At 60.8% G+C, this 13,599-nt stretch carries 14 protein-coding genes; 10 read left to right on the forward strand and 4 right to left on the reverse strand.

Annotated elements, in window-relative coordinates:
• Positions 1-1,206 (forward strand): virulence factor SrfC family protein (locus ACTJJ6_RS21720; protein WP_440827437.1); only part of this gene is annotated, 1,206 nt, incomplete at its 5' end.
• A 33-nt stretch (positions 1,207-1,239) separates the two neighbouring features.
• Here the strand turns inward: ACTJJ6_RS21720 and ACTJJ6_RS21725 are convergent.
• Positions 1,240-2,139 (reverse strand): LysR substrate-binding domain-containing protein, encoded by a 900-nt coding sequence (locus ACTJJ6_RS21725; RefSeq protein WP_016930425.1) that lies wholly within the window; start codon positions 2,137-2,139, stop codon positions 1,240-1,242.
• A gap of 142 nt (positions 2,140-2,281) precedes the next feature.
• On the opposite strand from ACTJJ6_RS21725, the gene ACTJJ6_RS21730 reads away from it, so the two are divergent.
• The 4 genes from ACTJJ6_RS21730 to ACTJJ6_RS21745 all read left to right on the forward strand — a co-directional run bounded on the left by ACTJJ6_RS21730 (position 2,282) and on the right by ACTJJ6_RS21745 (position 5,145).
• On the forward strand, positions 2,282-3,292 hold the full coding sequence (locus tag ACTJJ6_RS21730) for an aldo/keto reductase (protein ID WP_016930426.1): 1,011 nt from the start codon (positions 2,282-2,284) through the stop codon (positions 3,290-3,292).
• Between the two features lie 55 nt (positions 3,293-3,347).
• Positions 3,348-4,145 carry an SDR family NAD(P)-dependent oxidoreductase gene (locus ACTJJ6_RS21735; protein ID WP_028127812.1) on the forward strand — a complete coding sequence of 266 codons (798 nt, stop codon included), beginning with the start codon at positions 3,348-3,350 and terminating at the stop codon, positions 4,143-4,145.
• 36 nt (positions 4,146-4,181) lie between these two features.
• Positions 4,182-4,598 (forward strand): SRPBCC family protein, encoded by a 417-nt coding sequence (locus ACTJJ6_RS21740; RefSeq protein WP_028127813.1) that lies wholly within the window; start codon positions 4,182-4,184, stop codon positions 4,596-4,598.
• A 127-nt stretch (positions 4,599-4,725) separates the two neighbouring features.
• Positions 4,726-5,145, forward strand: a complete 420-nt coding sequence (locus tag ACTJJ6_RS21745) for a VOC family protein (protein WP_016930429.1) — start codon at positions 4,726-4,728, stop codon at positions 5,143-5,145.
• On the opposite strand, the gene ACTJJ6_RS21750 is transcribed toward ACTJJ6_RS21745, so the two are convergent.
• Entirely contained in the window at positions 5,142-5,825 is a 684-nt protein-coding gene (locus ACTJJ6_RS21750; protein WP_151254287.1) for a Crp/Fnr family transcriptional regulator, read from the reverse strand. The two genes, ACTJJ6_RS21745 and ACTJJ6_RS21750, sit on opposite strands and share 4 nt — an antisense overlap.
• A gap of 160 nt (positions 5,826-5,985) precedes the next feature.
• Here ACTJJ6_RS21750 and ACTJJ6_RS21755 point away from each other — a divergent pair, with 160 nt between their 5' ends.
• Together ACTJJ6_RS21755 and add are read left to right on the forward strand one after the other, a co-directional pair.
• Positions 5,986-6,927 carry a nucleoside hydrolase gene (locus ACTJJ6_RS21755; protein WP_440803914.1) on the forward strand — a complete coding sequence of 314 codons (942 nt, stop codon included), beginning with the start codon at positions 5,986-5,988 and terminating at the stop codon, positions 6,925-6,927.
• A gap of 9 nt (positions 6,928-6,936) precedes the next feature.
• A complete protein-coding gene (gene add / locus ACTJJ6_RS21760; RefSeq protein ID WP_049300432.1) occupies positions 6,937-7,929 on the forward strand; it encodes an adenosine deaminase in 993 nt (330 codons plus the stop codon).
• Positions 7,930-7,957: 28 nt separating this feature from the next.
• Here add and ACTJJ6_RS21765 read toward each other — a convergent pair whose 3' ends face one another.
• Entirely contained in the window at positions 7,958-9,157 is a 1,200-nt protein-coding gene (locus ACTJJ6_RS21765; protein ID WP_406889166.1) for an NAD(P)/FAD-dependent oxidoreductase, read from the reverse strand.
• Between the two features lie 300 nt (positions 9,158-9,457).
• On the opposite strand from ACTJJ6_RS21765, the gene pitA reads away from it, so the two are divergent.
• On the forward strand, positions 9,458-10,960 hold the full coding sequence (gene pitA / locus ACTJJ6_RS21770) for an inorganic phosphate transporter PitA (protein WP_151254288.1): 1,503 nt from the start codon (positions 9,458-9,460) through the stop codon (positions 10,958-10,960).
• Between the two features lie 73 nt (positions 10,961-11,033).
• Here pitA and uspB read toward each other — a convergent pair whose 3' ends face one another.
• Positions 11,034-11,369 carry a universal stress protein UspB gene (uspB, locus tag ACTJJ6_RS21775; protein WP_004930978.1) on the reverse strand — a complete coding sequence of 112 codons (336 nt, stop codon included), beginning with the start codon at positions 11,367-11,369 and terminating at the stop codon, positions 11,034-11,036.
• Between the two features lie 433 nt (positions 11,370-11,802).
• Here uspB and ACTJJ6_RS21780 point away from each other — a divergent pair, with 433 nt between their 5' ends.
• Positions 11,803-12,576 (forward strand): SDR family oxidoreductase, encoded by a 774-nt coding sequence (locus ACTJJ6_RS21780; protein WP_016930436.1) that lies wholly within the window; start codon positions 11,803-11,805, stop codon positions 12,574-12,576.
• A gap of 103 nt (positions 12,577-12,679) precedes the next feature.
• On the forward strand, positions 12,680-13,588 hold the full coding sequence (locus ACTJJ6_RS21785) for a LysR family transcriptional regulator (RefSeq protein ID WP_016930437.1): 909 nt from the start codon (positions 12,680-12,682) through the stop codon (positions 13,586-13,588).
• Positions 13,589-13,599: the final 11 nt, after the last annotated feature.

Consider the following 13,599-nt stretch of genomic DNA (forward strand, 5'->3'; position numbering starts at 1 on the left):
GCCCATTTGCTGACCCGCTGCGCGGACGGCCTGCACGCCAACCTGCTGCTGGTGACCGATGCCGCCGCCGCGCCGCAGGACGCCGCGCGCATCGGCCAGGCGCTCGCCGGTTGGGTCGACCACACCCAGGGGGAAACCCCGGCGCTGCGCCAACGCCGCAAACCCGGTTTAATTTGGGCAATCACGCCGTTCGACTCACGCCAGGAAGGCAAACCGCGCCCTGACGACGCCGTTCAGCGTCAGGTCGGCGAACCCGGTGACAGCTGGGCCACGCTGCTGGCGCTGGATGAGCAGGATTGCCGCCGCATGGTGAACTACCTGGCCGCACAGGCGCGCCCGGCCCACAAGCAAGCGCGCCTGCTCGAGCTGCGCGAAGAGTTGCAGCGCGAGCTGACGGACAGCCTGCTCGGCAACTGGCTCACCGCCGCCGATCCGTACGCGACCCAGCAACGCGCCCAACAGCTGCTGCGCGCGCTGCAGGCGCAGGCCGGCCGCCACGGCGAACTGCTGGAACGACTGTTGCCCCAGCGCGATACGCTGCGCCAGCTTTACCAGCAACAGCAGCACGCCGCGCCGACCCCGGCGACGCCTGCGCCGTTCGGGCTCGACATCGATCTGTTCGGCGCACCGGAAACGCCGGCCTCCGGCGAGCCCCCCGCGTCACCCTTTGCCGCGCGGGTATTCGCGGATTGGATCAACCATCTGCGCAGCCTGCCGGACAACCGCCGGTTGCTGGATCTGCTCGGTGTCGACAAACCGCATCTCGAACTGCTGGTCGATGCGTTGATCGGCGCCGCCTGCCGCCAGCGGCTCGACGACGAACTGGAGCGCGCGCTGTGCGCCGGCGGCCTGCCGGAACAGGGAGAAGATCGGCAGATCAGCCAGGCGCTGGCGCTACTGGGCGACTTCGTCGCCTGGCTCGGCTTCCAGCGGCGCGATGCGGCAACGCGCCCCGAGAGCCGCGTCAACCCCGGCCAGCCGATCTTTACCCCGCCGCCGCAGCCGGCGGTGGACTGGAGCGGCCAGCAGCGGCTCACCCGGCTGGCGCCGACGCCAACCAAAAATACCGCGTTTTATATCTATGACTGGCTGATCGGCCTGCAGACCCTGCTGGCGGAAAATGCCGCGCAGGCGCAGCCCGCGCTGGCAGACGAGCAGCGCGGCGCACTGACGGCGATCGTCGCCGCCCTACGCGCTGTGCCGTAGCGGGCGCAAGCCGGGCCGGACACCGCCGCGCAGTCAGTGGCAGGCCGGACCGGCCGACATCACTTCGCGGAAATGGGTGACCAGCGGGCGCAGGTTGGCCTTGTGCCACACGGCCCACAGCTGCGTGGTGTATTGCATCCAGGGCAGTTCGCGCAGCACTACGCCTTGCGGCGCGTTATGCCGCAGGCTGTGCTGGATCAACGTCATCCCCAATCCGGCGGCGACCAGCCCCAGCGCGGTCAGCGGCTCGCCCGCCTCCAGCCGAATATCCGGATCGAACCCGGCCTTCACGCAGGCCGCCACGAAGTCGTCGCGCGAATGGGCATCCTCTTTGTGGATCACCGAGATCCAAGCCTGATCGGTGAGATCCGCCGGCTGCAGCGTTTCTCTGTCCGCCAGCGGATGCGTCTGCGGCAAGGCCAGCAGCATGCGATCGTCCAGCACCTGCGTATATTCAAAATCCGGATCCGCGCGATCCGGCGCCGTATTGACCAGCGCCACGTCCAGGCTGCGCTGCCGCAGCCCTTCCAGCTGCATGGAAGAAGGCTGGCTGTAAAGCACGATGTGCACATCCGGCCGGGAAACCCGCAGCGACCGCAATGCGTTCGACAAGACGCCGGAGTGCATCGCATTTTCGATATAGCCGATGCACAGCCCGCCGTCTTCCCCCCGCCCCAGGCGGCGCCCGAGCGATTCGAGCCGGGTGGCGTGCGTCAACAGCGCGCGGGTTTCGGCCAGAAACGTCTGGCCATCGGCGGTCAGGCGGATGCGCTGCTGATTGCGCTCGAACAGCATCAAACCCAGACGCTCCTCAAGCTGGGAAATCTGCCGGCTCAGCGGTGACTGGGAAATGTGCAGCCGTTCGGCGGCGCGGCCGACGTGCTCTTCTTCCGCCACCGCCACAAAGTATTTCAACTGACGTAAATCGATCATCTCAGACCTCAAAGGACTTAACTTAGACAAATTATGTCCTATCAAGTCACAACTTGCCAAGTTATCTTTAGCCTCGTGACGGGGCAGACGCTGTATGAGCCCCACAAGTTTCCCTGAAAAGATAACGTATTGAGGATTCACCATGAGCATCAAAAATATTTTACCCGGCAAGATCGGTTTGGGCGGCGCGCCGCTCGGCAATATGTACCGCGCCATTCCAGAAGAAGAAGCGCGGGCTACCGTAACCAGCGCCTGGGACTTGGGCATCCGCTACTTCGACACCGCGCCGCTTTACGGTTCCGGCCTGTCGGAAATTCGCATGGGCGAAGCGCTTTCTCAGTACCCACGCGATGAGTTCGTACTGAGCACTAAAGTGGGCCGCATCATGCTGGACGAAATGGAAGATCCCGCCGCCCGCGATCTGGGTGAGAAAGGCGGCCTGTTCGAACACGGTTTGAAAAACAAGATCCTGAACGACTACTCGGAAGACGGCACGCTTCGCTCCATTGAAAACAGCCTGAAGCGCCTGAAAACCGACCGTCTGGATATCGTCTGGATCCACGACGTCGCTCAGGATTTCTACGGCGACAGCTGGCTGGAACAGTTCAATATCGCCCGTACCGGCGCCTTCCGCGCGCTGTCCCGCCTGCGTGACGAAGGCGTGATCAAAGCCTGGGGACTCGGGGTTAACCGCGTCGAGCCTTGCGAGCTGACGCTGGCGCTCGATGAACCTAAACCGGATGCCTTCTTGCTGGCCGGTCGCTACAGCCTGCTGGATCACGAACGCGCCCTGCAACGCCTGATGCCGGAAGCGCTGGAACAGAATGTCGATATCGTCGTCGGCGGCCCATACAGCTCCGGCGTGCTGGCCGGCGGTGAACATTTCGAATATCAGAAAGCGTCCCCGGCTATTCGCCAGCAAGTCGCGAAAATCAAAGAGATCGCCGCTCGCTTCCAGGTAGACGTCAAAGCCGCTGCGCTGCAGTTTGCGCTGGCTAACCCGGCCGTCGCCGCCGTGATCCCCGGTTCGAGCCGTCCTGGCCGCATGGCCGAAGATCTGGCTGCGCTGGATGCAGTGATCCCGGCTGAGTTCTGGGCGGAGATGCGCCGTCAGAAACTGGTGGCCGACAACGCGCCGCTGCCGATTCGTTAAGTTTTATGGGGCCGCCCCCCGGCCCCATTACCCACATTACAGAGTGATATACATGATGAAACTGGATCTTTCAGGCAAAGTCGCCGTCGTCAGCGGCTCCACCTCCGGCATCGGCTTGGGCATCGCGCGCGGACTCGCCAAAACGGGCGCCACCGTGGTGATCGTCGGCCGTCAAAAAACCGGGGTCGATAACGCTATCGCCGACATCAGCGCCAACGTGCCCGGCGCGCAAGTGCGCGGCGTGGTCGCCGATCTCGGCACGGAACAAGGGGCAGAAACCCTGTTCGCCGCGGAGCCTAAAGCTGACGTGCTGATCAACAACCTGGGCATTTTCAACGATAAAGACTTCTTTACCGTGCCCGACAGCGAGTGGATGCACTTCTATAACGTCAACGTCCTCTCGGGCGTGCGTCTGGCGCGCCACTACGCGCAGAACATGACCGAACAGGGCTGGGGACGCATTATTTTCGTGTCGTCCGAATCCGGCGTCGCCATCCCGGCGGACATGATCAACTACGGCGTGACCAAAAGCGCCAACCTGGCGGTGTCTCACGGCCTGGCGAAACGCCTCGCCGGCACCGGCGTGACGGTCAACGCCATCCTGCCAGGGCCAACCTTTACCGAAGGCCTGCAGGAGATGCTGGCGGAAGCGGCGGCCAAATCCGGGCGCAGCGCGCGCGATCAGGCCGACGAGTTCGTTAAAACCGAACGCCCAAGCTCCATCATTCAGCGCGCGGCGGACGTCGATGAAGTGGCCAACCTGGCCGTTTACCTTGCGTCCCCGCTGTCTTCGGCCACTACCGGCGCGGCGCTGCGCGTCGACGGCGGCGTCGTCGACACCCTGGCAATGTAATTCCGTACCCTAAACCGATATCAAGAGAGAAAGAAAATGGCTAATACATCCGTATCTATGAACATCCCGGCATCCGCCGACACCGTATGGCAACTGATCGGCGGCTTCGACGCCCTGCCTGACTGGCTGCCGTTCATCCCGAAAAGCGTCATTTCGGAAGGCGGCCGCGTGCGTACCTTAACCACCGCCGACGGCGGCACCGTCATCGAGCGGCTGGAAGCGTTCGACAACCGTCAACGCAGCTACAGCTACTCCATCATGCAGGCGCCGTTCCCGGTGGTGAATTACCTGTCCACCCTGTCAGTACACGCCACCGACGACGCCAACGTGGCGCGCGTGGAATGGTCGGGCAGCTTCACGCCGGTCAACATCAGCGACGACGAGGCCGTCGCCCTGTTCAGCGGCATCTACCAGGGCGGCCTGGATGCGCTGAGCGGCAACTTCCCGCGCTAACGCCGGTATGCTCAAGCGCTCGCGGCCGATGGTGAAAGCCATTGGCCGTTTTTTTTGGCTTTAGCTCTGGAGCAGGATAAATCCGCCAGCGCCGTTTATGCTGTAAAGGAGACTTCCGTTTGAGGAGATGGCCGTGCGCCCTTTCAGCCTGAAGACTATCGACCATGTGGTGCTGCGCGTGCGCGATATGCAGAAAAGCCTGCATTTTTATACCCAGATCGTCGGCTGTGATATCGCCAAACAGCGGCCGGATTTGGGGCTGATGCACCTGCGCGCCGGAGCGGCCATGATCGATCTGGTGGATATTAACGGCGTGTTGGGGAAAAAAGGCGGCGCGGCGCCCGATCGTCACCGGCAAAATGTCGATCACGTCTGCCTGCGCATCGATCCTTTCAACGAGGACGAGCTGCTGGCCTATCTGCGAGCGCAGGGGATCGGCGTGGATCCCGCCGAATCGCGCTATGGCGCTGAAGGCGACGGCCCGTCCATTTATTTCAGCGATCCGGACGGCAATCGCGTGGAATTGAAGGGGCCGGCGATCGGCTAGATCCTGGCGCTCCCGTTGATGTCGGACAGCCGTTGGCGATCCGTCACCCACAGTGACTTGTTTTTAAATTGAATGATGCCGTCCGCCGCGAGCTGCGCCAGCGCGCGGCTCAGCTGTCTGACGGAGATGCCCAATCTCGCCGCCAGCGCCTCCCGGTTTTCCAGCTCAATCAATTCCCCTTCGTTCTTTATCTTGAATAATAAAAATTTTCGCAGTTTATACTCCGCCGTAAAAACGCCGTTCGCATGCAGCAAAGAGGCATTCAGCAGCTTAGTGCTCAATTGCCGGCAGATAAAGGTGAGGAACGCCGGGTCGCTCAGGGCGTGATTGTTGATGGCCTCTATCGGTGCCGCGAGGAGCAGCGCGTCGGTCACCGCCTGCACGGTGCTGAACAGCGTGCGCTGCGTCTGGGAGAACAGCTCCAGATCGCCAATCACCGAGAAATCCGTTTCGAAGGAAAAGACAATGTGCGCGCCATTCACATCAAAATTCTCAACCTGCAATTTTCCCTGCACGAGAAAAAACAGGTGGGTCAAACGATCGCTTTGCGTCACCAGGTATTCGCCGGCTTCGACGCTGACCAGGCGCAGTACGGCGAGCAGCGTGGGCGAAAGCGCCGTTCGCAGATCGTGAGCGTCGATAAAAGCTTCTTTTAGCTTGCTGTCACCGACCGTTTTCAAGGCGATTCACTCCCAGGGCTCATCCTTAAACGTCTTACATCCTCGCTTTCGACTGCGTTCAGCATAGCCGACGCGCTTCAGAACGAAAAAGGACATCTGACCTTTTTTGCCTTAGGTCGTCTGGGTACTTTCTCCGCATAGCCCACCCGAGGAGATGGCCATGCGACATATTTTGATAGATACCGATACTGCTTCCGACGATGCCGTCGCGCTGCTGATGGCGTTGCGCGCACCCGACGTGAAGGTGGAAGCGATCACCACCGTCGCGGGAAACTGCCCGCTTGAACAGTGCGTCAAAAATGCACTTATCTGCGTGGAAAAAGCGGGAACCTATGCGCCCCCGGTTTATGCCGGCATGGCGAAACCGCTTTTCCGAACGCGTTATCATTCGCACCATATTCACGGCGAAGACGGCATGGGCGACATGGCCTTGCCCGATCCGCGCCAGAGCGCCGAACCCGTTCATGCCGTGGACGCCATCATCGACTGCGCCGCACGGCTCAATGGCGAGCTGGAAATCGTCACCCTCGGGCCGTTGACCAATCTCGCGATGGCGGTGCTGAAAGCGCCCACGCTGGCCGAAAAAGTGAAGAGGGTTTATGTGATGGGCGGTTCCGGGCTGATGCCCGGCAATATCACCCCGCTGGCCGAATTTAATTTTTACGCCGATGCCGAGGCCGCGCACCTGGTGCTCACTGCCGGGCTGCCGCTCACTCTCGTCGGCTGGGAGATCGGCATGGGGGAAGCGTTTATCGACGAACGCGATATAGAACGATTGAATAACCTCGGCGAACTGGGACGCTTTGCCGTGCGCTGCAATCGCGCGCTGATGGCGTTCAACGCACGGCGTACCGAACGCAAAGGGTTTGATTTGCCCGATCCGACCACCATGGCGGTGGCGCTCTATCCAGATATCGTCGAGACCAGTCTGGAGGCGTATTCATGGGTAGAATATAAAAGTGAGAGGTCTTACGGCCATTACGTCATTGATTCCACTCAGCTTACCGGCGAACTGGCCAATGCGCGCGTGATTACCCGCATTAAGCCCGGCCTGTTTAAAGAAAAACTGTTCTCGTTGTTATCTCAGCCGTTAATGAAATAAGTGACTCGCATGAAATTCGATCCAAGAAAATTGAAGAAAGTGGAATTACACGTTCATTTGGATACCTGTTTAAGCTACCACTATTTAAAAAAGGTCGACCCGCAAATAACCAGAACGGCATTTAATCGGCAATTTGTCGCGCCGAAACGATGCGCCGATCTGGGGGACTTTCTAAGCAAGATAGCGCCGCAAATAGATCTATTGCAGACACGCCAGGCGATAACGCTGGCCGTCGAGGACTTATTCGCGCAGTTGGCGGCGGATAATGTCATCTATGCCGAGCTGCGCTTCGCGCCGCTGCTGCATACCCGGCTGGGGTTAAGCGGTGAAGCGGTGGTCGAGACGGTGCTGGCGGCCATGCATCACGCCTCGCGGGCTTACGGCATCGCCGCCGGGCTGATCCTGTGCACGCTGCGGCATTTCGACGCGGCCGCCAGCCTGCAAACGGCGAAACTGGTTATCGATTATCAGGGAAGCGGCGTGGTGGCGCTGGATTTGGCCGCCGATGAAGCGCGTTACCCGCTGACCCACCATGTGGCGGCCTTTCGCGCCGTGCGTGCCGCCGGCGGCAACGTCATCGCCCACGCCGGCGAGGCGAAGGGCGCCGACAGCGTACGGGAAACGCTGGAGCAGCTACAGGTGTCGCGCATCGGCCACGGCGTCAGAAGCATCGAGGACCCTGCGCTCGTCGAGCGTCTGATAGCCACCGGCGTCCTGCTCGAGATCTGCCCCAGCTGCAATCTCGTCTGCAATCTGTTCGACAGCATCGACGATCATCCGATAGATCGGCTGAAAAGGATGGGAGTGCGGCTGAACGTGAATACCGATGCGCGCACCGTCGCCGACACCACGCTGAACAAGGAGTATCAGCTGTTGCATGACGCCTTCGGCTGGCAGGATGACGATTTTAACCGCAGCAACCGACAGGCGCTGGAGGCGAGTTTTCTCGACGGCAACACTAAAATGAAATTAATGAATCAGCTCAAGGCCGGGCCAATGTGACCCGGCACGTGTCAAGGCTGAGCGGGTTTTAACGCCCCTGCGCCGCCAGCGCCTGGGCGCAGGCCCAGGCCGAACTCCAGGCCCACTGGAAGTTGTAGCCGCCCAGCCACCCGGTCACGTCCACCACTTCGCCGATGAAATAGAGCCCTGGCGCCTTGTGGGCCTCCATCGTCTTGGAAGAAAGTTCGTTGGTGTCAACGCCGCCGAGCGTCACTTCCGCCGTGCGGTAGCCTTCGGTGCCGTTCGGCTGCACGCGCCAGTTCTGCAACAGATCAACCAGCGCCGCTTGTTGCGGCGCATTCAGTTGCTTCAGCGTCGCCTCCGGCAATTGTCCCAGGGTCTGCAAACACTCCACCAACCGCTTCGGCAAATGCAGCGCCAGGGTGTTTTTCAGGCTTTGGTTCGGGTGCTCTTGGCGTTGGTTATCCAGGAAGCCCGCCAGATCCAGCTCCGGAAGTAAGTTAACGCTCACATACTCACCCGGTTGCCAGTAGCTGGACAGCTGCAATACCGCCGGGCCAGAGAGACCGCGATGGGTGAACAGGATGCTTTCACGGAAGCTGACGCCGTTCTCGGCGGTGATCACCGCCGGCACCGACACGCCGGACAGCGTCTGCACATGCTCCAGCAGCGGCTTATGCAGGGTAAAAGGCACCAGCCCGGCGCGCGTCGGCAACACTCTGAGGCCGAACTGCTCCGCCAGTTTGTAACCGAACGGCGACGCGCCCAATCCCGGCATGGATAATCCGCCGCTGGCCACCACAAGTGAGCGAGCACTTACTTTTTCGCCATTGAGCGCCAGCTGGTAGCCGTTCTCGGTTTTCTCCACGCCCAGCACTTCGCTGCGCAGGCGCATCGTCACCTGACCCAGCTCGCACTCTTTGACCAGCAGATCCACCACCTGCTGCGCCGAATCGTCGCAGAACAGCTGCCCCAGCGTTTTTTCATGGTAGGCGATGCCGTAGCGGTTGATCAGATCGATGAAGTCCCACTGGGTGTAGCGCGCCAGCGCCGACTTGCAGAAGTGCGGGTTGTTCGACAGATAGGCCGCCGGTTCGGCGTACATGTTGGTAAAGTTGCAGCGCCCGCCGCCGGACATCAGGATCTTGCGGCCCGGTTTTTTGCCGTTGTCGAGCAGCAACACGCGGCAACCGAGTTGCCCCGCCTGCGCGGCGCAAAACATGCCGGCGGCGCCCGCCCCAATCACTACGACATCAAACTGTTCCACCTGAGCCTCACTTATCAAAACCACAATCGCGACAAAAGAGCGCCATATTACGCCGTTTCGCCGCCGGTCACCGCCAAATTCACGGCGGAAGATTGTAAAGCCCCGGCGCCGCCAACGCCACAGTAAGAAAATATTACAGAGGTCAGAGGAGAATAACGCGTTGATATTCAATATTTTTGTTATAGGCGCGTCATCGTTTCGTCATGTCCAAATCAAAAAAACGTCATATTTTCCTTTTCCCCGGCCCCGGTTGTCACTGATAATGCGCGGCGTTCATGTCCACAAACTGGCGTAACGCTTATGCTGCATTTGTTCGCTGGCCTGGATTTCCATACCGGCCTGATGTTAATTCTCGCATTGTTGTTCGTGTTGTTTTATGAAGCCATCAACGGTTTTCATGATACGGCCAATGCGGTCGCTACAGTTATTTATACCCGCGCCATGCGCTCGCAACTTGCGGTCGTGATGGCAGGTTTGTTCAACTTTCTTGGCGTAATGCTCGGCGGTTTGAGTGTTGCTTACGCCATCGTCCACTTGCTGCCTACCGATCTGTTGTTGAACGTCAGTTCAGCACACGGATTAGCCATGGTCTTCTCCATGCTGTTGGCGGCAATCATCTGGAACCTCGGCACCTGGTATTTCGGTCTGCCGGCGTCCAGTTCCCATACGCTGATAGGCGCAATCATCGGTGTCGGTTTAACCAACGCCCTGATGACCCACACTTCGGTGGTGGATGCGCTTAACGTCCCGAAAATGATTGGCATTTTCCTTTCTCTGCTGTTCTCGCCGCTGGTCGGCATGATGGTGGCGGGAGTGATGGTGTTCGCCTTGCGCCGCTATTGGAGTGGCACCAAGAAACGCCAGCGTATCCACATGACCCCTGCGGAACGTGAAAAGGTCGACGGCAAACGCAAGCCGCCGTTCTGGACCCGTATCGCGCTGATCCTGTCGGCGATTGGCGTCAGCTTCTCGCACGGCGCCAACGACGGCCAGAAAGGCATCGGCCTTATCATGCTGGTGCTGATCGGCGTTGCACCGGCCGGCTTCGTGGTCAATATGAATGCAACCGGTTATGACATCACCCGTACGCGTGACGCCGTGACCCACCTGCAGCAATATTACCAGCAGCACGGCGACGCGCTGTCGCATGCGGTATCGCTGACGCCGCTGGTGCCAAGCCCGGATGACGACGCTGCGTCTGGTAAACCGGCCGAGTTCCACTGCGACAGTTCGCGCGCCATGCCGGCGATCGAGCTGGCTCAGGGCATGCTGACCAACCTGCAAAGCTACGATCAGCTGACGGTTGACCAGCGCAGCCACCTGCGCCGCCTGCTGATGTGCGTGACCGACACGGCGGATAAAGTCGCCAAGCTGCCGGAAACCTCATCCGCCGACCAGCGCTTCCTGAAGAACCTGCGTCAGGATCTGCTGCAGACCGTCGAGTACGCGCCGATGTGGATCATCGTCGCCGTCGCGCTGGCGCTGTCGCTCGGTACCATGGTGGGCTGGAAACGCGTGGCCACCACCATCGGCGAGAAGATCGGCAAGAAAGGCATGACCTACGCCCAGGGCGTATCGGCCCAGATGACCGCGGCGCTGTCGATCGGCGTGGCGAGTTATACCGGCATGCCGGTCTCCACCACCCACGTCCTCTCTTCGGCGGTTGCCGGGACGATGATTGTGGACGGCGGCGGCGTGCAGAGCAAAACCGTGAAGAACATCCTGTTGGCCTGGGTACTGACCCTGCCAATCTCGATTCTGCTTTCCGGTGCGCTGTATTGGGTTGCGTTGAAGCTGATCTAAGCGATAAGCATCATGAGGAAGGCGGCCGCAGGGCCGCCTTTTTTTTGCCTGCATTAAGGGAAACAGAAAGGCATTAATACCAAATCATCATCGCTATCAGGCAGATGACCACCAGGCCGCACAGGGCCGAGGTCAGCATAAACTGCCCGCGCACCCGCTCACAGCGGCGAATAAACTCCGGATCGTGGTGTTCGACATAGCGCTGCGCGAAGATATAGCGCACCAGCCTCAGTTGCTTGCTGGGTTGGCCGTGGGCGGTGAAGAAGCCGCCGCCGTCGACGTATTGGTACAGCAACGGGTCACAGCCGCGCAATACCACCAGCAACGCGCGCAGAGAAGAGTAATACCGCACCATGTTTACCACACACACCACACATAAGGCCCAAAACAGCGCGACGGTACTGATCATGATTACCCCCTCAAGGCGTTGTTATCCGCGGCCATCCGCCGGGTCCAACCGCCCTACCTCATTACCCGATACTCTGCTGGAGCTTACCGCTCTCATCCCCTTTTTTTGCCTGCACGAGCCACGCCCATAACCCACCGCCTCCAAAGACGTTGCCGCGCCGCACAGAGAGATTTGCACGGCATGGTTCTACTCAGAGGAGAAATGGTGAAGCCCATATTCATCATTGTAGGTTAATGGAACGCAAACTGGCCTGAGCAGTGGATAAAATTTACCGCCCTGTACCGAAAAGTCACCTGCCGGGGCGTTATAAGCGATAACCATCCGTTTCGATTATGTCGCATTTCTGGATAGTCTATCCCGCGCTGCGCCGCTGATCTTTCCCCCCACGCTGGCTAGACTCAGGTTTCCGTTACGTTCATCCAAGGAAACTGTTATGGCAAACCATTCAATCAAGGGAAAAACCGTCCTCATCGCCGGCGGCGCCAAGAACCTCGGCGGGCTGATCGCGCGCGATTTGGCTGAACAAGGCGCCAAAGCGGTGGTGATCCACTACAACAGCGCCGCTTCCAAAGCCGAAGCGGAAAAAACCGTCGCCGCCATTCAGGCCGCCGGGGCGCAAGGTGTCGCGCTGCAGGCCGATCTCACCACCGCGGGCGCGGTCGAGAAGCTGTTCGCCGACGCGGTCGCCGCCGTCGGCAAGCCGGATATCGCCATCAATACCGTCGGCAAAGTGTTGAAAAAGCCGATGATCGACATCAGCGAAGCCGAGTACGACGAAATGACCGCGGTCAACGCCAAAACCGCGTTCTTCTTCCTGAAAGCGGCGGGCAAGCACCTTAACGACAACGGTAAAATCTGCACGCTGGTCACCTCGCTGCTCGGCGCCTTCACGCCGTTCTACGCCGCTTACGCCGGCACCAAAGCACCGGTGGAGCACTTCACCCGCGCCGCCGCCAAGGAGTTTGGCGAACGTGGCATCTCCGTGACGGCGGTCGGTCCCGGCCCGATGGATACCCCGTTCTTCTACCCGGCTGAAGGCGCGGACGCCGTGGCCTACCACAAGACGGCGGCAGCGCTGTCGCCGTTCAGTAAAACCGGCCTGACCGATATCGAAGACGTGGTGCCGTTCATCCGCCATCTGGTCAGCGACGGCTGGTGGATAACCGGCCAAACCATCCTGATCAACGGCGGCTACACCACCAAATAAGTTCGACGGGGGCGGAGAGGCCCCCGCACCTGCTCGCACGCAACCGCGCCATGCGGCTACACTTTCTGTCGGGAACGGCGCCAAGGAACAGCAGGTCAACGAGATGGACAGATTCAATCAATACCGCGTATTCGTACAGGTGGCGGAAATGGGCAGCTTTATCCGGGCGGCCCATGCGCTGGAGGTGCCGCGCGCCTCGGTATCCGCCGCCGTGCAGCAATTGGAAACGCAGCTGGGCGTGCGCCTGCTGCACCGCACCACGCGGCAGGTGCGGCTGACCGCCGACGGCGAACAGCTGCTCGAGCGGCTGCGCCCGCTGCTGGCCGAAGTGGAAGACATCGATCAGTCATTTCAGGCCAGCCAACGGCAGGCCTCCGGACGGCTCAGCGTCGACGTGCCGAGCCGCATCGCCCGCCGGCTGATCGCTCCGGCGCTGCCCGGCTTGCTGCGGCGCCATCCTCACCTGCAGTTGGCGCTCGGCTCCGCCGATCGCGCCATCGATCTGGTGCAGGAAGGGGTCGACTGCGCGGTGCGCGTCGGCGATCTGCACGACAGCAGCCTGGTGATGCGCCCGCTCGGCCATATCGCGCTGATCAACTGCGCCAGCCCCGCCTACCTGAGCGAATTCGGTCATCCGCTCCACCCCGGTGATCTCGCCGAGGGGCACTGGAGCATCGGCTACGCCTCGCCCAGAACCGGCCGCGAATCCCCCTGGGAATACCTGACCGGCGACGGCCATACGCAACGGCTCGAACTGCCCAGCCGGGTGGTGGTCAACAACGCCGAAAGCTATATCGCCTGCTGTCGCGCGGGGCTGGGGCTGATGCAAATCCCGCGCTACGACGTACAACACCTGCTCGACGCCGGTGAACTGGTGGAAGTTCTGCCCGGTTACCGCGCCGCCTCCATGCCGATCGCCCTGATCTACCCCCATCGCCGCCAGCGCTCAAGGCGTCTGGCGGTGTTTCATGAGTGGTTTGAAAGCCTGCTGCAGCCGCATCTGGAGCGCTGATTGCACATTTA

This window comes from Serratia sp. 22278 (assembly GCF_052045405.1).
Classification (GTDB): Bacteria; Pseudomonadota; Gammaproteobacteria; order Enterobacterales; family Enterobacteriaceae; genus Serratia; species Serratia marcescens.